This is a genomic window from Streptomyces sp. AM25, from assembly GCF_058146165.1.
Genome location: NZ_JBKIWN010000019.1, coordinates 1 through 21,191, shown reverse-complemented (window position 1 = coordinate 21,191; position 21,191 = coordinate 1). Strand labels below are relative to the sequence as shown.

At 74.0% G+C, this 21,191-nt stretch carries 14 protein-coding genes; 8 read left to right on the top strand and 6 right to left on the bottom strand.

The genetic code is table 11. From position 1 onward, the window contains the following. Nucleotides 1-28: 28 nt before the first annotated feature. Complete coding sequence (locus ACLHRZ_RS25070) at nucleotides 29-943, top strand: hypothetical protein (protein WP_490420764.1); 915 nt, start codon at nucleotides 29-31, stop codon at nucleotides 941-943. 32 nt (nucleotides 944-975) lie between these two features. Beyond that, nucleotides 976-5,601 (top strand): hypothetical protein, encoded by a 4,626-nt coding sequence (locus tag ACLHRZ_RS25065; RefSeq protein ID WP_490420763.1) that lies wholly within the window; start codon nucleotides 976-978, stop codon nucleotides 5,599-5,601. Between the two features lie 142 nt (nucleotides 5,602-5,743). On the opposite strand, the gene ACLHRZ_RS25060 is transcribed toward ACLHRZ_RS25065, so the two are convergent. Further along, nucleotides 5,744-6,022, bottom strand: a complete 279-nt coding sequence (locus ACLHRZ_RS25060; RefSeq protein WP_490420762.1) for a hypothetical protein — start codon at nucleotides 6,020-6,022, stop codon at nucleotides 5,744-5,746. A 299-nt stretch (nucleotides 6,023-6,321) separates the two neighbouring features. Between ACLHRZ_RS25060 and ACLHRZ_RS25055 the strand changes: the two genes are divergently transcribed. The 4 genes from ACLHRZ_RS25055 to ACLHRZ_RS25040 are packed head-to-tail and all read left to right on the top strand — an operon-like array spanning nucleotide 6,322 to nucleotide 10,349. Then, nucleotides 6,322-8,778 carry a sensor histidine kinase gene (locus ACLHRZ_RS25055; RefSeq protein ID WP_490420761.1) on the top strand — a complete coding sequence of 819 codons (2,457 nt, stop codon included), beginning with the start codon at nucleotides 6,322-6,324 and terminating at the stop codon, nucleotides 8,776-8,778. Further along, nucleotides 8,775-9,215 (top strand): roadblock/LC7 domain-containing protein, encoded by a 441-nt coding sequence (locus ACLHRZ_RS25050; RefSeq protein WP_490420760.1) that lies wholly within the window; start codon nucleotides 8,775-8,777, stop codon nucleotides 9,213-9,215. Before ACLHRZ_RS25055 ends, ACLHRZ_RS25050 begins: the two co-directional genes overlap by 4 nt. Nucleotides 9,216-9,223: 8 nt before the next feature. Then, a complete protein-coding gene (locus ACLHRZ_RS25045; RefSeq protein ID WP_490420759.1) occupies nucleotides 9,224-9,637 on the top strand; it encodes a DUF742 domain-containing protein in 414 nt (137 codons plus the stop codon). Between the two features lie 55 nt (nucleotides 9,638-9,692). Then, a complete protein-coding gene (locus ACLHRZ_RS25040; protein ID WP_490420758.1) occupies nucleotides 9,693-10,349 on the top strand; it encodes a GTP-binding protein in 657 nt (218 codons plus the stop codon). Here the strand turns inward: ACLHRZ_RS25040 and glpK are convergent. The 3 genes from glpK to ACLHRZ_RS25025 all read right to left on the bottom strand — a co-directional run bounded on the left by glpK (nucleotide 10,346) and on the right by ACLHRZ_RS25025 (nucleotide 15,106). Next, on the bottom strand, nucleotides 10,346-11,842 hold the full coding sequence (gene glpK, locus ACLHRZ_RS25035; RefSeq protein ID WP_490420757.1) for a glycerol kinase GlpK: 1,497 nt from the start codon (nucleotides 11,840-11,842) through the stop codon (nucleotides 10,346-10,348). The two genes, ACLHRZ_RS25040 and glpK, sit on opposite strands and share 4 nt — an antisense overlap. Nucleotides 11,843-11,920: 78 nt before the next feature. Beyond that, on the bottom strand, nucleotides 11,921-12,715 hold the full coding sequence (locus ACLHRZ_RS25030; protein WP_490420756.1) for a M15 family metallopeptidase: 795 nt from the start codon (nucleotides 12,713-12,715) through the stop codon (nucleotides 11,921-11,923). A 3-nt stretch (nucleotides 12,716-12,718) separates the two neighbouring features. Next, on the bottom strand, nucleotides 12,719-15,106 hold the full coding sequence (locus tag ACLHRZ_RS25025; RefSeq protein ID WP_490420755.1) for a glycoside hydrolase family 31 protein: 2,388 nt from the start codon (nucleotides 15,104-15,106) through the stop codon (nucleotides 12,719-12,721). A gap of 208 nt (nucleotides 15,107-15,314) precedes the next feature. On the opposite strand from ACLHRZ_RS25025, the gene ACLHRZ_RS25020 reads away from it, so the two are divergent. Next, on the top strand, nucleotides 15,315-17,327 hold the full coding sequence (locus ACLHRZ_RS25020; protein ID WP_490420754.1) for an acetoacetate--CoA ligase: 2,013 nt from the start codon (nucleotides 15,315-15,317) through the stop codon (nucleotides 17,325-17,327). 68 nt (nucleotides 17,328-17,395) lie between these two features. Next, nucleotides 17,396-18,268, top strand: coding sequence for a DUF8829 domain-containing protein (locus tag ACLHRZ_RS25015; RefSeq protein ID WP_490420753.1), 873 nt, complete (start codon nucleotides 17,396-17,398; stop codon nucleotides 18,266-18,268). Between the two features lie 56 nt (nucleotides 18,269-18,324). Here ACLHRZ_RS25015 and ptsP read toward each other — a convergent pair whose 3' ends face one another. Together ptsP and ACLHRZ_RS25005 are read right to left on the bottom strand one after the other, a co-directional pair. Then, a complete protein-coding gene (ptsP, locus tag ACLHRZ_RS25010; RefSeq protein WP_490420752.1) occupies nucleotides 18,325-19,995 on the bottom strand; it encodes a phosphoenolpyruvate--protein phosphotransferase in 1,671 nt (556 codons plus the stop codon). A gap of 117 nt (nucleotides 19,996-20,112) precedes the next feature. Beyond that, nucleotides 20,113-20,562: a PTS sugar transporter subunit IIA gene (locus ACLHRZ_RS25005; RefSeq protein ID WP_490420751.1), complete on the bottom strand. Its 450-nt coding sequence runs from the start codon at nucleotides 20,560-20,562 to the stop codon at nucleotides 20,113-20,115. Nucleotides 20,563-21,191 lie beyond the last annotated feature (629 nt).

Below are 21,191 nucleotides of genomic sequence, written 5' to 3'. Positions count from 1 at the left end.
CGCGGAACCCCCGGCAGGAGCAGCAACCGTGACCGAGTACGACGACGTCGACGCCCCGGCGCAGCCGGACGCTGCCGAGCCGGAGCGCGTGGGCACCCCGCACGTCACCCCCGCCGATGCCGCCGACGCCGCCCGCCTGGTGGCGTACGGGCTGCAGCCCAAGCTGCAGCCCGCCCGTGACGCGGAGTACGCCGAACTCCTCCGCCGCCACCGCGAGGACCCCGCCTTCGCCCGCCTCGCCGACGCCGTGGCCGCAGGCCTGGGGCTCGTCGTGCTGGAGGTCTCCACCCGCGCCGGCATGGCCGTCACCGCCGCCGAGGACTCCGTCTTCGCCGTCCGCATGGGCGACTACGCCCGCCGCGCCACCGTCGACTCCGGCGACCGCTTCCTGCACGGCGTGGCCCACCTCGCCGTGGCCGCCATGGCCTTCCCCCGCCCCGAAGACCTCGCGGACGACGGCTACATCGGCCGCGTCACCGTCAACGGCGTGGACGCCTTCGTCCGCCAGGCCTGCCGCCGCCTGGAGGAACGGGCCGCCGAGCACGGCGAGAACACCGACCCCAGCACCGACGCCCCGGGCCTGGAGGCCGCCTGGCGGGTCTACGCGCGGCGCAGCGCGACCGGCGCCACCAAGGACGCCCGCCGCCTGGCCGGTTCCACCACCGGCATCATCGCCAAGGCCGTCACCTTCCTCGTCGACTCCGGCTTCCTCCAGCGCACCGGCGACGAGTCCGGCGGCACCTACCGCACCACCGCCCGCTACCAGCTCCAGGTGCGCGACATGGCGGGCAGCGCGGCCATGGCCGAACTGCTGGAGCTGGGCATCGTGCCCGTCGCCGACGGCAGCGCCACGCTCCTGCCGCCGGACGAGGCCGACGCCCTCGACCTGGTCGCCGACGCCGGCCTGCCTTTCTTTGAAAACCAGCACAGCCACTCCGCCTGAACCGTCCACGCATCCAACGAGAGTCCGCCGCCATGTACGAGCTGTCCCGGGTCCGCCTCTACTCCATCGGGCCCGCCGGTGCGCGCTACGCCGACACCGTGCTGGACCTGCGCGGGGTCGGGGCCCCGGTGCCGAACCCCGCGCCCGCGCAGGCGGAGTTCTTCGAGGAGGAGCCCGTCGGCCCGCCGCGCCGCCCGGCGCCCGCGGGCGTGCTCTTCCTGGAGAACGGCGGAGGCAAGTCCGTCCTGCTCAAGCTGATCTTCTCGGTCATGCTGCCGGGCCACCGCAACACCCTGGGCGGCGCCAGCTCCGGTGTGCTGCGCAAGTTCCTGCTCGCCGACGACTGCGGCCACGTCGCCCTGGAGTGGCAGCACGTGCTCACCGGCGAGAGCATCGTCGTCGGCAAGGTCAGCGAGTGGCGCGGGCGCCAGGTCTCCAACGACCCGCGCAAGTTCGCCGAGGCCTGGTACTCCTTCCGCCCGGGCCCCGGGCTCAGCCTCGACTCGCTGCCGGTCGCCGAGTCCACCGCCATGCGCCCGCGCGAGGACGGCGCCTCGGGCGCCCGCGGCCGCCGCCGCACGATGAAGGGCTTCCGCGACGCCCTCACCGAGGCCGGCAAGGCCTACCCGCACCTGGACGTGGTGTGGGAGGAGATCCACGAGCGCTGGAACGAGCACCTCGGCGAGCTCGGCCTGGACCCCGAACTCTTCCGCTACCAGCGGGAGATGAACGCCGACGAGGGCGAGGCCGCCGGCCTCTTCGCCGTCAAGAACGACTCCGACTTCACCGACCTGCTGCTGCGCGCCGTCACCGACACCCGCGACACCGACGGCCTCGCTGACCTCGTGCACGGCTTCGCGCACAAGCTCGGCCGCCGGGCCGAGCTCACCGCCGAGCGGGACTTCACGGCCGGTTCGCTGGACATGCTCGCGCGCATCGCCGAGGCCGGCGCCCGGCGCGACCAGGCCCGCGGCGTGCACGCCGGGGCCGAGCGCCGCACCCGCACCCTCGCCCGCCGCCTCTCCGCGCGCGGGACCCGGGAGCGCGGCCGCGCCGCCGAGCTGGCCGAGCAGGTCGCCGCCGCCGGGCACGCGGTCACGGACGCCGAGGCGGAGCGCGGCCGCAGCGCGCTGATCGCGTCCGAACTCGCCTACCGGCACGCCTCGCTGGCCCTGGCCGCGGCCGAGAAGTCCGCCGCCGCCCAACGCCGCGAGCTCAACGACGCCCGTACCCTGCACTCCGCCTGGCAGGCCGCAGAAACGGTGCTGCGCCACCGCGCCGCCGCCGACCGCTCGGCCCGCGTGGCCGCCGCCATCCACGAGGCGGAGAAGGACGCCGCCCCCGCCCTGGCCGCCCGCTCCCGCGCCGCGGCCGACCTCGTGCGCGCCCTCAACGCCGCCGCCGAGCGGGGCGAGGCGCTCGCCAACGAGCAGGAGGAACGGTCCGCCGCCCTCCAGCAGGCCGGCGAGGCCGCCCACCGGGACGCCACCGCCGCCGCCACCGACGCCCAGCGCGCCCGCAGCGAGGCGGGCCACCTGCGCCAGCGCCTCGCCGAGGTCGAGCAGGAGGCGGAGGAGGCGGTGCGCGCCGGCTGGATCGACGCCTCGGGCCCCGACGCCGACCCCGCCCGCGCCGCGCTCGCCGCGAGCGACGCCGAGAAGCCGGCCGTCGCCGCGTACGAGGCCGCGCGCGAGGCGGCCCGCGAGGCCACCGAGCGCGCGAAGGAGTCGGCCGCCGCCGAGAGCCGCGCCGAACTGGCCGCGGCACGTGGGGCGGACGCCGCCACGGCTGCTGAATCGGCGTACGAGGCGGAGCGCCGTGCCGCGGAGTCCCTCGGCGCGGAACAGCGCCTGACCGAACTGCTGGGCCTGCCCGGGCCGGCGGCGTCCGGCCAGGTGCCGGGACAGCGCACTGTTGACGACGACGGCACGCCCACCGCTCCGCGCCCCGGCGCCCTCACCGCCGAGGAGCTGGACCGCAACGCCGACGCCCTCCACGAACTCCTGGAAGAGAACGTCGCCTCCGCCGAGCGGCAGCTGTTCGACCTGCGCACGGCCGCCGCCGACGACTCCCGGATCCTCGGCGCGCTCGGCGACGGCGGCCTGCTGCCGCCCGGCCCGGACGTGCTGGCCACCGTCGAGTACCTGGGCGAGCACGGCATCCCCGCGCTGCCCGGCTGGCGTTACCTCGCGCAGGCCGTCGACCCGGCGGACCACGCCGCGGTGCTGGCCGCGCGCCCCGAGCTCGTCGACGGTGTCGTCATCACCGACGCCGACTCGCACACCCGCGCCCGCGAAGTCCTCGCCGAGGCCTCGCTGTTGCCCCGCTCCACGGTGGCCGTCGGCACGGCCGCCGCCCTGCTGGCCCCTGCGCCGGAGCCGTCCGCGCAGGAGACGGGCGTCTTTCTGGTCCCGCCGAACCCGGCCATGCACGACGAGCGCGCCGCGGACGAGGAGCGGCACGCGCTGCGCGAACGCGCCACCGCCCGCGACGAGGAGATCCGCACCGTGGCGGCCCGGCTGGCCGGCGACCGCACGCTCGCGGCGCGCCTCGCCTCGTGGCGCGCCGGCTGCCCGGCCGGCCGCCTCGCCGAACTGTCCGCGGAGGCCGGGCGGGTCCGTACGGCCGCGGACGCCGCACAGCAGGAGCTGGCGGCGCTGCGCGAGGTCCGCGCCGAGGCGGAGGAGACCGCCGCCGAGGCGGCCGTCGTCCGCGACGAGCGGCAGGAGACCGCCCAGCGTGCCCGCCGGGTCGCCGACGCGCTCGCGGGCCTCGCCCACCGGCTGCGCGAACGCGCCGCCTGGCAGGCCAAGTTGCGCGACCTCGCCGAGGAGGGCGCCGAGGCCGAGGAGCGCGCGGAGGAGTGCGTCGACCGCGCCCGCGCCGCCGACGAGGAGCGCCGCGCCGCCCAGCGCGCCGCCGACGACGCCCGCCGCACCGCCCGCGCACTGCGCGCCGAGCGCGCCGAGATCGCCGGCGCCCCGGACGACATCGCCGAGGACGACGAGGCCCCGGCCGCCTCGCTGCCCGCGCTGCGCGAGGCCTACCGCGCCGCCTCCCAGGTGTACGAGAAGGTCGGCGTCGGCGCCGACCTGCGCGCCGAACAGGCCCGCGCGGAAAGCGACGAGAGCGCCGCCCGCGCCGAACTCGACCGCCTCACCAACAAGGTGCGCACCCGCGCCGCCCAGCTCCTGGAGGGCACCGACGGCGCCGACGGCCCGTCCCGTCAGGCCGCCGCAGCCCGCGCCGAGGAACTCGTGCAGACGCTGGAGACCCGCGCGTCCGCGGCCAGCGAGCAGCTCGGCCGGCTGCGCGGCGAGACCGAGCGCCTCGCCCCGGAGGACGGCGAGGCGCACACCGAGCTCCCCGAGGACCGGGTGCCCGCCGACGCGGCCCAGGCCAAGGAGCTGCTGCGCACCGCCACCGCCGAACTGACCGCCCGCACCGACGCGTTGGAGAGCGCCCGCACCGCGCACGCGGGCCTGCTGCGCGCCCACCGGGTCGCGGAGGACGCCGTCGGCGGCTTCGACGACACCGCCGCCCTCCTGCGCGACCTGCTGCGCGACACCACCGGGGACGAGGACACCGGCGAACCCGAGCCGTACTCCGGCACGTTGGAGGAGGCCCGGCAGGCCGCCGCCGAGGCGCGCCGCTCCCTGCGCGGCTGCGCGGGCGACCTCTCGGCCGCCGAGTCCGCGGTCCGCGAGGCGAGCGACGTGCTCGTCCGGCACGCCAACTCCACGCGCTACGAGCAGGTGCGCACCCCCGCCCGCCAGCAGATCCGCGAACTGCCCGCCGCCGCCCTGCCGGAGCACGCCGCCGCCTGGGCCGAGGCGTTCGCGCCCCGGCTGCGGGTGCTGACGGACGAGCTGGAGCAGCTGGAGCGCAACCGCGACAGCATCGTCGACCGGCTGCGCGGCCTGGTGGAGTCCTCGCTGGCCACCCTGCGTTCGGCGCAGCGGCTGTCCCGGCTCCCGGAGGGCCTGGGGGAGTGGTCGGGGCAGGAGTTCCTGCGCATCCGCTTCGACGACCCCGACCAGTCCACGCTCACCGAGCGCCTCGGCGAGGTCATCGACGAGGCCACCCGGTCCGCCGTCAAGAAGAACTCAGACCTGCGCCGCGACGGCATGTCGCTGCTGCTGCGCGGCGTGCGGGCGGCGCTGCTGCCGCGCGGCGTCGCGGTGGAGATCCTCAAGCCGGACGCGGTGCTGCGCGCCGAGCGGGTGCCGGTGGGGCAGATGGGAGACGTCTTCTCCGGCGGCCAGCTGCTGACCGCGGCCATCGCGCTGTACTGCACGATGGCGGCACTGCGCAGCAACGACCGCGGCCGCGACAAGCAGCGGCACGCGGGCACGCTGTTCCTGGACAACCCCATCGGCCGCGCCAACGCCACCTACCTGCTGGAGCTCCAGCGGGCCGTCGCCGACGCCCTCGGCGTGCAGCTGCTGTACACCACCGGCCTCTTCGACACCACGGCCCTGGCGGAGTTCCCGCTGGTGATCCGGTTGCGCAACGACGCGGACCTGAGGGCGGGCCTGAAGTACATCAGCGTCGAGGAGCACCTGCGCCCGGGCCTGCCGCAGCAGGACCCGGACGCGGAGCCGGTGCACGGCGAGATCACGGCGACCCGCATGTTCCGCCGCCCGGCGGAGGTCTAGCGCCCCGAAGGGGCCCCGTAGGGGCCCTGTAAGGGGCGCGGGGAACTGCGCGACCAGCCACAACGCGCCCGCAGATGACCTGCGGCACGGCTGGTCGCGCCCACGCGGCGGAGCCGCATGTTCAGCAGAGCTCCGTGCCCTTTCACAGGGCGCTCCGCGCCCCCCGTATGCCGCGCGCAGCGCGCGCACTGCTGCTCGGCACGGAGATCACCCCGTGCCGCTGCCGCCACACCTGCCGCGTCACCCACACGTCCAGCACGCTCCACGTCGCCAGCACGGTGCTCACCACCGCGCTCAGCAGGGCCGGGAACGCCAGCCACGAACCGGCCAGTGCGAACAGCACGGTGACCACCGTCAGATCCACCGTCACGGCGGCGATCAGGGCCGCGCGCACCGCGGCCGTACGGATGGGATCCGGCATTCTCGGCCGCCTGGCCGGCTCCTCCACCCACAAGGGCCTGCGGCCCGGCGCCGCGCCGGCGCCCGCATCACGGTTCCGCTGCAAGGCCGTTCACCTCCCCCGGTCGGAACTCTTCCTCTCCCTTTGTACAGAGAGCGGCCGTGAGTGCCCGAAGGTTCCCGTGATGAGGGGAAAACCGGCCGCGTCACACGTCCTTGGTCCGTACTGGTCTTCGGGTCCGCTACCTCGCAGTAGTAGGCTCACGCCGCATTGTTGTCGGAACACCACCCCCGTGCACCGGGGTTGACGTAGGGGAGGCCATGCGCTTTCGCGGGAAGTCGATCCGCCGGAAGATCGTGGCGCTGCTGCTGGTGCCGCTGCTGTCCCTGACGGCGCTGTGGGCCTTCGCCACGGTGATCACCGGTCAGGAGGCCGTCCAGCTGTTCTCCTTCGCCGACGTGATGCGCAAGGCGGGCTTCCCCGCCGAGGATGTGATCCTCGCCCTGGAGAAGGAGCGCCGCCAGACCCTCGTCTACCTGGCCGACCCCCGCCGCTCCGGTGCCCTGACCGAGCTCGACGCCCGGCAGCGCGCCACCGACAAGGCCGTCGCGGACTACCGCTCCGGCGTCGGCCGCGGCGTGCGCGACGCCATGGACTCCGGCACGAAGGATCGTTTCCGCGCCATCGAGACGAGCCTCGACAGCATCGAGGGCCTGCGCCGCAGGGTCGAGGACAGCACCCTCACCCGCTACGCCGCCTTCCAGGCCTACAACGAACTCGTCGATCCCTACTACGACTTCCTCGGCAGCCTCAGCGCCGTCCAGGACGCCGACATGGAGCGGCAGAGCCGCGCCCTGGCCGGCCTCGTCCGCGCCCGCGAGTCGGTCTCCCGCGAGGACGCCCTGCTCTCCGGCGCGTTCATCGCGGGCAGCATGGACCTGCAGGACCTGCGCGCGTTCTCCGACCGCACCGCCGAGCGCAAGATCCTCTACTCCACGAGCCTGCCCGCCCTGCCCGCCGCCGACCGCACCCTCCTGGACGCCTACTGGCGGGGCCCGCACGCCAGGGCGCTGCGCGCCGCCGAGGACGCCGTCGTCCTCGGCGGCCCCGGCCGCACCGACCAGGCCGTCGCGCAGCGGCAGTGGCAGGCCACCGTCGGCCCCGTCCTCGACGACCTCGCCGCCCTCGGCAAGCAGGCCAGCGACCGCTACGCGGGCCGCGTCCAGCCCGTCGCCGTCGGCGTCCTCATCAAGGCCGCCGTCGCCGGCGTCCTGGGCCTCGCCGCCCTCGTCTGCTCGCTCGTCATCTCCATCCGCATCGGCCGCGGCCTCGTCCGGGACCTGCGCCGGCTGCGCAAGGAGGCCCACGAGGTCTCCGGCGTGCGGCTGCCCAGCGTGATGCGCCGCCTCGCCGCGGGCGAGACCGTCGACGTCGAGACCGAGGCCCCGCGCCTGGAGTACGGCTCCGACGAACTCGGGCAGGTGGGCCAGGCCCTGAACACCCTGCAGCGCGCCGCCGTCGAAGCCGCCGTCAAACAGGCCGACATGCGCCGCGGCGTCTCCGACGTCTTCGTCAACCTCGCCCGCCGCAGCCAGGTCCTGCTGCACCGTCAGCTCACCCTCCTCGACACCATGGAGCGCCGCACCGAGGACACCGACGAGCTGGCGGACCTCTTCCGCCTCGACCACCTCACCACTCGCATGCGCCGGCACGCCGAGGGCCTGGTCATCCTCTCCGGCGCCGCGCCCGCCCGGCAGTGGCGCAAGCCCGTCCGGCTGATGGACGTCGTCCGGGCCGCCGTCGCCGAGGTCGAGGCCTACGAGCGCATCGACGTCCGCCGCCTGCCGCGGCTCGCCGTCGACGGCCCGGCCGTCGGCGACCTCACCCACCTCGTCGCCGAACTCCTGGAGAACGCCACGGTCTTCTCCCCGCCGCACACCGCGGTGCAGGTCCTCGGCGAGCGGGTCTCCAACGGCTTCACCCTGGAGATCCACGACCGCGGCCTGGGCATGACGGCCGACGCCATGCTGGAGGCCAACCTCAAGCTCGCCGAGACCCCCGAGTTCGAGCTCTCCGACACCGACCGCCTCGGCCTGTTCGTCGTCAGCCGGCTCGCCCAGCGCCAGGGCGTCCGGGTCTCCCTGCAGACCTCCCCCTACGGCGGCACCACGGCCGTGGTGTTCATCCCCTCGGCACTGCTCACCGAGGCCCCGCGCGGCCGTGGTGCAGGAGCGGACGAGGACACCGGAGGGCAGCCGCTGCCCGGCCGCCGCCCCCGTCCGGTGCGCGAGCGCCTCGGCGCCCCGGACGGCACCGGCGAACCCGGCCCGCTGGACGCCCTGTTCGGAAACATTCCGGACGAGCCCGGCAAAGAGGAGCACGAGCAGGCCCCCGACGGCCCGCTCCCGCTGCCGCGCCGCCGGGCCCCCGTCCTGGTCTCCGACCACGGCCGCAGGATCACCGAACGCACCGCCGGACGCCCGCCCGCCCAGGACCCGGGCACCGGCCCCGACGAGGACCGTACGCCCACCGGGGGCCTGCCCCGGCGCGTGCGCCAGGCCAGCCTCGCCCCGCAGTTGAAGGACGACCGGACCGGGGCGCACGCCCGGCCCGCCCCGGACCCGGCCGGTCCGGACGCCGCCCGCGACGCCGACGAGGTACGGGCCCGGATGGCCGCCCTCCAGCGCGGCTGGCAGCGCGGCCGTGACCAGCACGACATGGCGAACCCGCCAGGAACGACAGCACCAGGAACGACGATTGAGGGGGACGGTCGATGACCGCACCGAAGGAAGCCCTGCGCAACGACCTGACCGGCGAGGACGGCGAGCTCAACTGGCTCCTCGACGACCTGGTCGAGCGCGTCGCCAGCATCCGCAAGGCACTCGTCCTGTCCGGCGACGGACTGCCGACCGGCACGTCCGGGGAACTCACCCGCGAGGACGGCGAGCACCTGGCCGCCGTCGCCTCCGGCTTCCACAGCCTCGCCAAGGGCGTGGGCCGGCACTTCGACGCCGGACAGGTCCGGCAGACCGTCGTCGAGCTGGAGGAGGCGTTCCTGTTCGTCAGCGCCGCGGGCCACGGCAGCTGTCTGGCGGTGCTCGCCGACGCGGACTCCGACATCGGCCAGGTCGCCTACGAGATGACCCTGCTCGTCAAGCGCGTGGGCACGCACCTGGCCACCGCTCCGCGCACCGGCGCCGCCGCCGGCGCGTGACGGCGGGCATGGACCGGGACCCCGAGCAGCCGGCGCGCTGGTTCGACGACGCGGCGGGCCCCGTGGTCCGCCCGTACGCCATGACCCGCGGCCGCACCCGCAGTGCGGCCGAGGACCGGCTCGACCTGATCGCCCTGGTGATCGCCGAGGAGTCCCTGGCCGGCCACCCGGGCGGCGCCCACGCCCTGACGGACCAGACGCTGTCCCCGGAACACCTCGACATCGCCGAACTGGCCCGCCGGACACCGCAGTCCATCGCCGAACTGGCCGCGGAGCTGGACCTGCCGGTGGGCGTCGTCCGGGTGCTGGTGGGCGACCTGATCGACGCGGGGCACGTCCGCGTCACCCGTCCCGTGCCCCCGGCGGAACTGCCCGACGAGGGCATCCTGCGGGACGTCATCGACGGCCTGCGGGCGTTGTGAACCACTCTCCGCAGGCCCCGGCGCCGGGGCCTGCGGAACAATCGGAGGAGAACCCATGGTGTTCGGCCGCACCGACCGCACCCGCCGGCGGCCCGCCGCCCCGGTGACCACCCTCAAGCTGCTGGTGGCCGGGGGCTTCGGCGTCGGCAAGACCACCCTGGTCGGCTCGGTGAGCGAGATCCGCCCGCTGCGCACGGAGGAACTGCTGACCGAGGCGGGCCGGCCGGTGGACGACATCGCGGGCGTGGAGGGCAAGACGACCACCACCGTCGCCATGGACTTCGGGCGCATCACCCTCCGCGAGGACCTGGTGCTCTACCTCTTCGGCACGCCCGGCCAGGACCGCTTCTGGTTCCTGTGGGACGAACTGGCCCAGGGCGCGCTGGGTGCCGTCGTCCTCGCCGACACCCGCCGCCTGGAGGACTGCTTCGCCGCCGTGGACTACTTCGAGCGCCGTCGCATCCCCTTCACCCTCGCCGTCAACCTCTTCGACGGCGCCGCCCGTTACCCGGAGGAGGCCGTACGCGACGCACTCGACCTCGACCCGGAGGTCCCGGTCGTGATGTGCGACGCGAGGGAGCGGGAGTCGGCGAAGGAGGTCCTGGTCTCGGTGGTCGAGCAAGCCTTGGTGCCCCGAAGGGGCGCGGGGAACCGTGCGGCCGGCCACGAACGGCCCGCAGCCGAGGAACCGCCCCCTCAGCGAACCGCCTAACACCAGCCGAAGGTGCGCTCAACCGCCTTGCGCCATTGGCGATACTCCCGCTCACGCGCCTCGGTCGCCATCCGCGGCAGCCACATCGCCTCCTGCCGCCACTGCGCCCGCAGTTCGTCCAGGTCCCGCCACACACCGGTGGCCAGCCCGGCCGCGTAGGCCGCGCCCAGGCACGTCGTCTCGGTGATCACCGGCCGGATCACCGGCACCCCCAGCACGTCCGCCTGGTGCTGCATCAGCAGCCCGTTGACGGTCATCCCGCCGTCCACCTTCAGCGCCGTGATGGGCACCCCGGAGTCCTGCAGCATCGCGTCCACGACCTCGCGCGTCTGCCAGCTCGTCGCCTCCAGCACGGCCCGCGCCAGGTGCGCCCGGGTGACGTAGGCCGTCAGACCGGTGATCACTCCGCGGGCGTCCGGGCGCCAATAGGGCGCGTACAGGCCGGAGAAGGCCGGCACGATGTAGGCGCCGCCGTTGTCGGGCACGCTCGCGGCCAGCGTCTCGATCTCGTCGGCGGAGCGGATCATGCCCAACTGGTCGCGCAGCCACTGCACCAGCGCGCCCGTGACGGCGATCGCCCCCTCCAGGCAGTAGACCGGCGCCTCGCCGCCCAGCCGGTAGCCCACCGTCGTCAGCAGGCCGCTCTTGGACGGCACCGGCCGGGAGCCGGTGTTCAGCAGCAGGAAACTGCCCGTGCCGTAGGTGTTCTTGGCCTCGCCCACCCGGTAGCAGGTCTGCCCGAACACCGCCGCCTGCTGGTCGCCCAGCGCGGACGCCACCGGCACCCCGGCGAGCCGGCCCACGGCCCTGCCGTAGACCTCGGCGGAGGAACGTATCTCCGGCAGCACCGCTTCGGGGATCCGCATCGCCTCCAGGATCGCGGGATCCCACTGGAGGGTCTCCAGGTCCATCAGCAGCGTGCGCGAGGCGTTGGTGACGTCGGTGACGTGCACCCCGCCCTCCGTGCCGCCCGTCAGGTTCCAGATCAGCCAGGAGTCGACGGTGCCGAAGGCGATCTCGCCGTTCTCCGCCCGCCGGCGCAGCCCCGGCACCCGGTCGAGCAGCCAGGCGACCTTCGGCCCCGAGAAGTAACTGGTCAACGGCAGCCCGGTGGACCGGCGGAACCGGTCCTGGCCCTCGGTGCCGCCCAGGCTGCGGCAGAGCTCGGAGGTGCGGGTGTCCTGCCAGACGATGGCGTTGTGCACCGGTTTGCCGGTGGCGCGGTCCCACAGGACCGTCGTCTCGCGCTGGTTGGTGATGCCCAGCGCGCTCAGCTCGTCGGCCCGCAGCCCCGCGGCGGCCAGCGCCCCGGCCACCACGGCCTGGACCTTCGCCCAGATCTCCGCCGCGTCGTGCTCCACCCAGCCGGGCTGCGGGAGGATCTGGCGGTGTTCCCGCCGGTCTTCGGCGACCACCGCACCCCCGCTGTCGAAGACGATGCAGCGGCTGGAAGTGGTGCCCTGGTCGATCGCGGCTACGTACGGGCCCGTCATGACGCCTCCCGGAGAGCGGCGCGGCAATGGCACCGCGCAGTGTTCTGCGGGCCCGGTGGAGCGTCAAGGCCAGTCGCGTCAGCGGACGGGGAAGTCGAAGTACGTGTTGGGGAACGGCTCCTTCCGCAGCGTGTAGTGCCACCATTCCTCGGCGAGGTTGACGAAACCCGTCCGTTCCATGGCGGACTTCAGCAGCAGCCGGTTCGCCCGCTGCCGGCCCGTGATGCGCGGGTCGAGGGTGTGGGCGAGCGTGTCGAAGCAGTCGAAACCGGTGCCCGTGTCGACGGAGTTGTCGGGGAAGCGCTGCGCCTTCGGCGCGTAGCAGGGCACGAGCGGCTCACCGGGCACGTAGGGGCGCGTGGGGCGTGCCGGGCGGCGCACGACGGTCAGGTCCATCGTGCTGCCGCGGCTGTGCCCGGACTTCGCCGCGATGTAACCGTCCTCGAACAGCCGGGACTTGTCCACGCGCGGATAGAACTCGCCCTTCATCCGCACGTCGTCCAGGTCCTTCGCCCACGCCACGAAGTCGTTCACCGCACGCTGCGGCCGGTAGCAGTCGTAGACCTTGAGCGTGTACCCCTTCGGCCACAGCGCGCGCTGCACCCGGTGCAGGGCCTCGGCGGCCGGCCGGGTGAGGATGCAGCGGGGCCGCAGATAGCCGTCCACGCGGTGGCCGGTGAAGTTGTGCACCGTGGCGTAGCGGATCTCCTGGACGATCGTGGGGTCGACGTCGGCGAGGGCGACAAACCCCTTGGGCAGGCGCCCGGTCGGCGCCGCCTGTGCCGTGGCCGGCAGGGAGGTGACGGCGAGGAGCGCGGCAACGGCCGCTACGAATGCCCGGAATGAGACAGAAAAGATCGGTATCCTCGGCATGCCCTATGGCATATCAGGCCCGGCCGGACTGGGGGAAGGACCGGGCATCCCCCGCAGCCGCACCGGATACCCCGGTTCCTGCTCCCCCTCCCGGGTCACCGCCACCGTCCCGTCCCGCCACCGCGTCGTGAAGCGCACCGTCACGGGCGTCTCCCCGTCGGTGATCAGCACCCCGCCGCCCGTACGCCCCGGGGCCGGCGGCCACACCTCCAGCTCCACCTGCCCCGCATCGCCGGAGGCCACCGGCAGCACCGAACCCGCCCGCACCAGCACCGGGATGCGCGACAGCGGAGCGTCCAGCAGCACCTGCCCCGGCCCCTCGTGCGCCCGGCCCGTCGCCGCGTCGTACCACCGCCCCCGCGGCAGCCGCACCGCCCGCCGGTCCGCATCCGGCTCCAGCACCGGTGCCACCAGCAGCGAATCACCCAGCAGGAACGCGTCCTCGCAGTCGCGCAGCGCCCGGTCCTCGGGCGAGCGCCACCACACCGGGCGCACGTACGGCGCCCCCGTGCGGTGCGCCAGATGCGCCAGCGTCACGAAGTACGGCAGCAGCCGCATCCGCTCCCGCAGCGCCGCCCGCGCGTGCTCCAGCACCTCCGGCCCGAACTCCCACGGCTCCCGGCGCCCGGCCGTGATCGCCGAGTGCGTGCGGAACAGCGGCAGGTACGCGCCCAGTTGGAACCAGCGCAGGTACAGCTCCGGCGACGGCGCCCCGGTGAACCCGCCGACGTCCGGCCCCGAGTACGGCACCCCGCACAGTCCCAGGCCGAGCACCAGCGCCAGCGACGCCCGCAGCCCCGGCCAGCCCGTCGCCACGTCGCCCGACCACGTGCCGCCGTAGCGCTGCATCCCCGCCCAGCCCGAGCGCGAGAAGAGGAACGGGCGCTCCCGCGGCCGCAGCCGGCACAGCCCCTCGTAGCCCGCCCGCGCCATGGACAGCCCGTACACGTTGTGCGCCTCGCGGTGGTCGCCGCCCCGGCCCTCCAGCGCGTGCCGGGCCGACCGCGGCAGGGACGGATCGCCGAACGGGGCGAACGAGACGGGCTCGTTCATGTCGTGCCAGAACCCCGCGAAGCCCTGCGCCAGGCGCTCCGTGTACAGCCCGCCCCACCAGGAGCGCACCTGCGGATCGGTGAAGTCCGGGAAGACCGACTCGCCCGGCCACACCTCGCCGCGCACCTCCCGCCCCTGCGCGTCCTTCACGAAGGCGCCGGCCGCCGCCCCCTCGTCGTACACCGCCAGCCCCGGCTCGGCCTTCACCGCCGGGTCCACGATGGACACCAGCCGCACGCCCTGCTCCCGCAGGTCCGCCGCCAGCCCCGGCAGGTCCGGGAACCGCTCGCGGTCCACGGTGAAGACCCGGTGGCCCCGGTAGTGGTCGATGTCCAAGTGCACGGCCGACAGCGGGAGATCGCGCTCCCGGTACCCGGCCGCCACCCGCCGCACCTCGCGCTCGCTGCCGAACCCCCAGCGCGCGTGCTGCGGCCCCAGCGCCCACGCGGGCGGCAGCGCCGGCGCGCCCGTCAGCGCCGCCCACCCGTGCAGCACCCGCGCCGGGGTGCCCACCAGCACCCACGAACGCACCGGACCCCCGTCCATCCGCACCTCGCAGCGCCCCGGCCGGTCGTGCCCGGAGCCCGCCCCCTCCTCGCCCTCCCACAGCGTGACCCTGCCGTCCCAGGAGTTGTCCTGGAACACCAGGTGCGTGCCCGCGTCCGCGACCACCAGCTGCACCGGCATCGTGATGTACAGCGGATCGTCCCCGGGCCCGAACGCGCCGCCCGGATCGGTGTTCCACAGCCGGTACGCGCCGTCCCGCAGCCGCGGCCCGGCCGACCGGCCGCCCAGCCCGAAGAACCGCGCGTCCGCCGCCACCTCGGACCGCTGCACCCAGCGCGCCGCCCCCGCCCCTCCGACATCCCCGGCGGCCACCGGCTCCCACCAGCGCGGCGGCAGGTCCCGGCGCAGCACCACCCCGCCCGGCGTGCGCACCTCCACCGCACCGCGCCGCGAGACCGCCACCAGCACCCGCTCGGAGACCACCCGCCAGCCGCCGTCCGTGTCCGGCTCCAGCACCGCCCGCTCGTCCGCCTCCGGGCACGCACCGGCCAGCGCGTACGACGGCTCCGGCACGGCCCCGTCCCAGCCGCAGAACACCGCACCCCCCGCCGCCACCCGCACCCGCAGCGACGACCGGGCGAACCGCACCACCCCGCCGCCCGGCTCCGGACCGGCGCCCAGCGCCTCGCCGGGCACCCGCGCCCGTTCCCCGCCCGGCCGCGGCAGCGCCGCCGCGTCCGCCTGCCGGTGCCGCCACGCCGCGCGCAGGGACCGCAGCCCCTGCGCCGAACCGACCGCCCTCACCGTCCGTACCAGGTCACGACCGTCCATGGCGCTCACCCTGCCACCGCGGCCGCCGGGACCGTGCTCCGTTCAACTGCCGTTCACCCCCTCCGGACCCGGTGTCCGACGCGTGCGCGAACGGACACCCCTGGTGCCCGAGTCGATCACATGGCATCGTCCTGGACAGCCGCGTCGCGCGCATACCCCGCCCGTGTGCGCGCAGACGCCCACGACGCGTACAGCCGGGAGCAGCCAGATGACCACCGCACCGCAGCAGTCCGCCGACAGTCCCGAGCCCCTGTGGCACCCCGGCGAGGACCGCATCGCCCGTGCCCAGGTCACCCGCTTCCACGCCTGGGCCGCGCGCGAGCACGGCGCGCCCGCCCCCGTCCCCGGCGACGCCGTCGCGAGCTACGCGGCCCTGCACCGCTGGTCGGTGGAGGAACTCGAACGCTTCTGGCAGGCCCTGGCGGAGTGGTGCGGCGTGCGCTTCTCCACGCCCTACGAGCGCGTCCTCGTCGACCGCGGCATGCCCGGGGCCGTCTGGTTCCCCGGCGCCACCCTCAACTACGCCGAACACGCCCTGCGCACGGCCGAGGCCCCGGCCCGCGCCGGTGAGCCCGCCCTGCTGCACGTGGACGAGACTCACGAGCCGCAGCCCGTCACCTGGGCCGAACTCCGCCGCCAGGTCGGCTCCCTGGCCGCCGAGCTGCGCCGGCTGGGCGTCCGGCCCGGCGACCGGGTCAGCGGCTACCTGCCCAACATCCCGCACGCCGTCGTCGCCCTGCTCGCCACCGCGGCCGTCGGCGGCGTATGGACCTCCTGCGCACCGGACTTCGGCGCCCGCAGCGTCCTGGACCGCTTCCAGCAGGTCGAGCCCGTCGTCCTGTTCACCGTCGACGGCTACCACTACGGCGGCAAGCGGCACGAGCGCACCGACGTCGTCGCCGAACTGCGCGCCGAACTCCCCACCCTGCGCGCCGTCGTGCACATCCCGCTGCTCGGCACCGCCGCCCCCGAGGGCGCACTGGAATGGGACGACCTCACCGCCGCCGACACCGAGCCGGTCTTCGAGCAGCTCCCCTTCGACCACCCGCTGTGGGTGCTGTACTCCTCCGGCACCACCGGCCTGCCCAAGGCCATCGTCCAGTCCCAGGGCGGCATTCTGCTCGAACACCTCAAACAGCTCGCCCTGCACTGCGACCTGGGCCCCGGCGACCGCTTCTTCTGGTACACCTCCACCGGCTGGATGATGTGGAACTTCCTCGTCTCCGGCCTCCTCACCGGCACCACCGTCGTCCTCTACGACGGCAGCCCCGGCCACCCCGACACCGCCGCCCAGTGGCGCATCGCCGAACGCACCGGCACCACCCTCTTCGGCACCTCCGCCGCCTACGTGATGGCCTGCCGCAAGGCCGGTATCCGCCCCGGGCACGACCTCGACCTCTCCCGCGTCGCCTGCGTCGCCACCACCGGCTCGCCGCTGCCGCCCGACGGGTTCCGCTGGATCCACGACGAGGTCTCCCCGGACACGTGGATCGCCTCGGTCAGCGGCGGCACCGACGTGTGCAGCTGCTTCGCGGGCGCGGTGCCGACCCTGCCCGTGTACATCGGCGAACTCCAGGCCCCCTGCCTGGGCACCGACCTCCAGGCATGGAACGCGCAGGGCAAGCCCGTCGTCGACGAGGTCGGCGAACTCGTCGTGACCGCCCCGCTGCCCTCCATGCCCGTCCGCTTCTGGAACGACCCCGACGGCAGCCGCTACCGCGACAGCTACTTCGAGATGTTCCCCGGCGTCTGGCGCCACGGCGACTGGATCACCCTCACCTCGCGCGGCACCGTCGTCATCCACGGCCGCTCCGACTCCACCCTCAACCGGCAGGGCGTCCGGATGGGGTCCGCCGACATCTACGAGGCCGTCGAACGCCTCCCCGAGATCCGCGAGTCCCTCGTCATCGGCGTCGAACTGCCCGACGGCGGCTACTGGATGCCCCTCTTCGTCCACCTCGCCCCCGGCGCACGGCTGGACGACGCCCTCCTCGACCGCATCAAGCGCACCATCCGCGAACAGCTCTCCCCACGCCACGTCCCCGACGAGGTCATCCAGGTGCCCGCGATCCCGCACACCCTCACCGGCAAGCGCATCGAAGTACCGGTCAAGCGGCTGCTGCAGGGGACACCGCTGGAGAAGGCGGTCAATCCGGGCTCCGTCGACAACGTCGGACTGCTCGACTTCTACGAGCAGTTGGCGCGCGAACGCCGCGGCTGAGCCCGTTGTCAGTGCCCCCGGTTACGGTGAGTGAGCAATCATCACTCGCGCTCAGGGGGAACGAGGACATGGCACACCAGGGCAAGGACACCCGACGACGGCTGCTGAACAGGGAAATCACCGGCACAGTGGCCGTCCTGGCCGATGAACGCGACTTCGCCGCCATGAGGCGGTACCGAAGCTTCCCGTTCTTCGACGACCACGATGCGTATCTATGGCAGATGGAAAGGCTGCTGCGCACCCGCACCGCCCGGGGCACGCACACCAGCGTCGCCCTCTTCGACCCCGCCGGGTACGAGGAGTTCTGCGCGGAGGAGCGCCTCGACCCGGACAGTCCCGCCAGCCGCAACCGCTACACGGCCGAGGTCGCGGCGGCGGGCACCACGGTCGTCTACGCGGGCCAGCCCATCCGCCGCCTGCTGCCCCGCCTCGTCGACGAGACGGTGCAGCAGGCCACTTGGGAGCACGCCTCCGATCTCCTCGCCGGCACCGGCGGCTGCACCTCCTGCGGCGAGGACGTCGGCCAGGCCGCCTTCGCCCGGGCCACCCGGGCCCTGCGCCGGATCGTCGAGGAGACCGGACGGGGCAGACACCACCTCGTGTGCACCGTCCCCGGCCCGGGCCGGGTCCCGCTCGTCGGCGTGCTCCACGTCGACGCCCACGCGGACGGCACCGTCGAGCTGGGCGAAGCGGACGCCCTGGTCTTCTGCACCGTCGTGGCGGCCGGCCTGACCGGGGAGCGCCCGGGCGCGATCGTCCTGCGCACCGCCGGGGGAGAGGCGGAGACGGTCCGTGGCTGGGGCCTGGTGGACGGCGGCCTGAGGCCGCTGACCGAGGGCGAGGTCTTCGCCGCCTACTGCACCGACATCGTCACGGGCGAGCCCGTACCGCCGGAGCACGGAGTCGTGTACGCGGAAGCACCGGAGATCGACCTGGAATGACGGGAAGGGGTGCCCCACCGGACCGGTGGGGCACCCCTTCCTCACTCACGACCGGCTCACTCGCCGGACAGCACCGCCTGCGCGGCGAGCCGCGCCTCTTCGGCCGTGTCCGTGGCACGCGCCGCCGCAGCCGCACGCTCGCACTGCGCCAGCGTGTGCTTGGACAGCGCGGCACGCACGTACGGAATCGACGCAGCGCCCATGGACAGGCTCGTCACGCCCAGCCCCGTCAGCACGCACGCCAGCAGCGGGTCCGAGGCGGCCTCGCCGCACACGCCGCAGCTCTTGCCCTCGGCCTTGGCCGCCTCCGCCGACACCGCGATCAGGTCGAGCAGCGCCGGCTGCCACGGGTCCTGCAGCCGGGAGACGGCACCGACCTGACGGTCCGCCGCGAAGGTGTACTGCGCAAGGTCATTGGTCCCCAGCGAAAGGAACTCGACCTCCTGCAGGATCGAACGCGCCCGCAGTGCGGCGGACGGAATCTCCACCATCGCACCGAACTTGGCCTGCAGACCGGCCTCCCGGCACGCGTCCGCGAACGCCTTGACGTCCGTGCGGTCGGCCACCATCGGAGCCATGACCTCGAGGTACACCGGCAGCCCCTCGGCGGCCTTGGCCAGCGCGGTCAGCTGCGTGCGCAGCACATCCGGGTGGTCCAGCAGCGTCCGCAGACCCCGCACGCCCAGCGCCGGGTTCGGCTCGTCGGCCGGCGTCAGGAAGTCCAGCGGCTTGTCCGCGCCCGCGTCCAGCACGCGCACGACCACGCGGCCCTCGGGGAACGCCTCCAGCACCTTGCGGTACGCCTCGACCTGCTTGGCCTCGGACGGCGCCTGCTTGCTGTCGTCCAGGAAGAGGAACTCGGTACGGAACAGACCGACGCCCTCGGCACCCGCCTCGACCGCGGCCGGCACGTCGGCGGGACCGCCGACGTTCGCCAGCAGCGGCACCTTGTGGCCGTCCGAGGTCGCACCCGGACCGGACGACGCGGCCAGCGCGGCCTTGCGCGCCTCCGCCGCCTTCGTCAGCTCGGCGCGCTTCTCCGGGCTCGGGTCGACGAAGATGTCGCCCGTGCTGCCGTCCACCGCGACGACCGTGCCCTCGGCCAGCTCGCCCGCGCCCGGCAGCGCCACCACGGCCGGAACGCCGAGCGCCCGCGCCAGGATGGCGCTGTGGCTGGTCGGCCCGCCCTCCTCGGTCACGAAGCCGAGCACCAGCGTCGGGTCGAGCAGCGCCGTGTCGGCCGGGGCCAGGTCGCGCGCGATGAGCACGTAGGGCTCGTCGCTGTCCGGCACACCCGGCATCGGCACGCCCAGCAGGCGCGCGACGATGCGGTTGCGCACGTCGTCCAGGTCGGCCACCCGGCCGGCCAGGTACTCGCCCGCGCCGGCCAGCAGCGCACGGTAGGCGGCAAAGGCGTCGTACACCGCACGCTCGGCGGTGCTGCCGACCGCGATGCGCCGTTCGACGTCGGCCATCAGCTCGGGGTCCTGCGCCATCATGGCCTGGGCCTCCAGCACGTGCTGGGCCTCGCCACCGGCCAGGTTGCCGCGTGCAATGAGGTCGGCGGCCACAGCCTCCACGGCCTGGCGCGCGCGCCCCTGCTCGCGCTCCGCCTCCTCGGCCGGGATCTGCTTGGCCGGCGGCTCCAGAACCGCCGTGCCCATGTGCCGCACTTCGCCGATCGCCACACCGTGGCTCACGCCGACGCCTCGCAGCGTTGTCTCCATTACACCGTCTCCGGTTGATGCGGCGGACCGGCCGCCGCAGTGGATGTTGTACGTGCCGTCCGTATCTACGCAGATGTACGCGCGTGCGCGCGTGTCACGTGTACGGACGGGATCGGCCTACTGCCAGCTGAAAAGCTGGTCACCGGCCTTGACGTCGCCGTCCTCGCGCACCTCGCCGAGCGAGTCGGCGGTGGCCTCGAGCGCGACGATCGGGCAGACCGGCGACTTGCCGGCCTCTTCGACCGCGGCCGGGTTCCAGCGGATGACGGCCTGTCCGCGCGTCACGGTGTCGCCCTTGTTGACGAGCAGCTCGAAGCCCTCGCCGTTGAGCTGGACGGTGTCGATGCCGAGGTGCGTCAGCACCCCGTGGCCCTCCGCGTCGACGACGACGAACGCGTGGGGGTGCAGCGAGACGATGACACCGTCGACGGGAGAAAAGGCCTCGCCCGGCTCACGGACCGGGTCGACGGCGGTACCGGGGCCCACCATCGCGCCGGAGAACACCGGGTCGGGCACTGCCGCGAGTCCGATGGCACGTCCGGCGATAGGGGACGTCACGGTGGTCATGGGAAGCCTCCCAGGGATGGAGAATCATCACGCGCCGTCACTACCTGTCCTGGACGGCGCACTGACTCAGCAGCCTAAGTCATAGGAACTGAGGGTTCCGCACGAGCGAGCACCCCCTGCGTCCGCCCGCCGCCCATCGCGGTCCGTAATCGATTTGCCTCGCCCCAGCGGGAGCTGTACTGTCGGATCCCTGCCCACGACCGGGGCCCGCAGACAACTGCCGGGCGAGGCGCGGGCGGCACTCCATCGGACATGATCCATTCCGGATCTGCTGCTGTGTGCCTGCATGTCTTTTTTGGATATGCGGAAAACGGCGGTGGTGAAGGGGCCGGAAAAGTCCTGATAGAGTGTGAATCACCGAAGGGAAGCGCCCGGAGGAAAGCCCGAGAGGGTGAGTACGAAGGAAGCGTCCGTTCCTTGAGAACTCAACAGCGTGCCAAAAGTCAACGCCAGACTATAAAACAACCCCGTCCCGCTTCGGTGGGATGAGGTTCCTTTGAAATAACACAGCGAGGATGCTGTGGACGCGCCGGGCTTATTCCGCCCGGTGGCGTTCCGCTCAACGCGAGTGTTGAACCCGCAGTTTTTCATTAAACGCAGTCGGGTAAGCATTCACGGAGAGTTTGATC

Excerpts from the sequence above, each read along its gene's own strand:
- ACLHRZ_RS25045 (WP_490420759.1), top strand. The coding sequence starts at position 9,224 with ATGGACCGGGACCCCGAGCAGCCGGCGCGCTGGTTCGACGACGCGGCG.
- ptsP (WP_490420752.1), bottom strand. The coding sequence starts at position 19,995 with ATGGAGACAACGCTGCGAGGCGTCGGCGTGAGCCACGGTGTGGCGATC.
- glpK (WP_490420757.1), bottom strand. The coding sequence starts at position 11,842 with ATGACGGGCCCGTACGTAGCCGCGATCGACCAGGGCACCACTTCCAGC.
- ACLHRZ_RS25040 (WP_490420758.1), top strand. The coding sequence starts at position 9,693 with ATGGTGTTCGGCCGCACCGACCGCACCCGCCGGCGGCCCGCCGCCCCG.
- ACLHRZ_RS25050 (WP_490420760.1), top strand. The coding sequence starts at position 8,775 with ATGACCGCACCGAAGGAAGCCCTGCGCAACGACCTGACCGGCGAGGAC.
- ACLHRZ_RS25025 (WP_490420755.1), bottom strand. The coding sequence starts at position 15,106 with ATGGACGGTCGTGACCTGGTACGGACGGTGAGGGCGGTCGGTTCGGCG.
- ACLHRZ_RS25065 (WP_490420763.1), top strand. The coding sequence starts at position 976 with ATGTACGAGCTGTCCCGGGTCCGCCTCTACTCCATCGGGCCCGCCGGT.
- ACLHRZ_RS25060 (WP_490420762.1), bottom strand. The coding sequence starts at position 6,022 with ATGCCGGATCCCATCCGTACGGCCGCGGTGCGCGCGGCCCTGATCGCC.
- ACLHRZ_RS25055 (WP_490420761.1), top strand. The coding sequence starts at position 6,322 with ATGCGCTTTCGCGGGAAGTCGATCCGCCGGAAGATCGTGGCGCTGCTG.
- ACLHRZ_RS25005 (WP_490420751.1), bottom strand. The coding sequence starts at position 20,562 with ATGACCACCGTGACGTCCCCTATCGCCGGACGTGCCATCGGACTCGCG.
- ACLHRZ_RS25030 (WP_490420756.1), bottom strand. The coding sequence starts at position 12,715 with ATGCCGAGGATACCGATCTTTTCTGTCTCATTCCGGGCATTCGTAGCG.
- ACLHRZ_RS25020 (WP_490420754.1), top strand. The coding sequence starts at position 15,315 with ATGACCACCGCACCGCAGCAGTCCGCCGACAGTCCCGAGCCCCTGTGG.
- ACLHRZ_RS25015 (WP_490420753.1), top strand. The coding sequence starts at position 17,396 with ATGGCACACCAGGGCAAGGACACCCGACGACGGCTGCTGAACAGGGAA.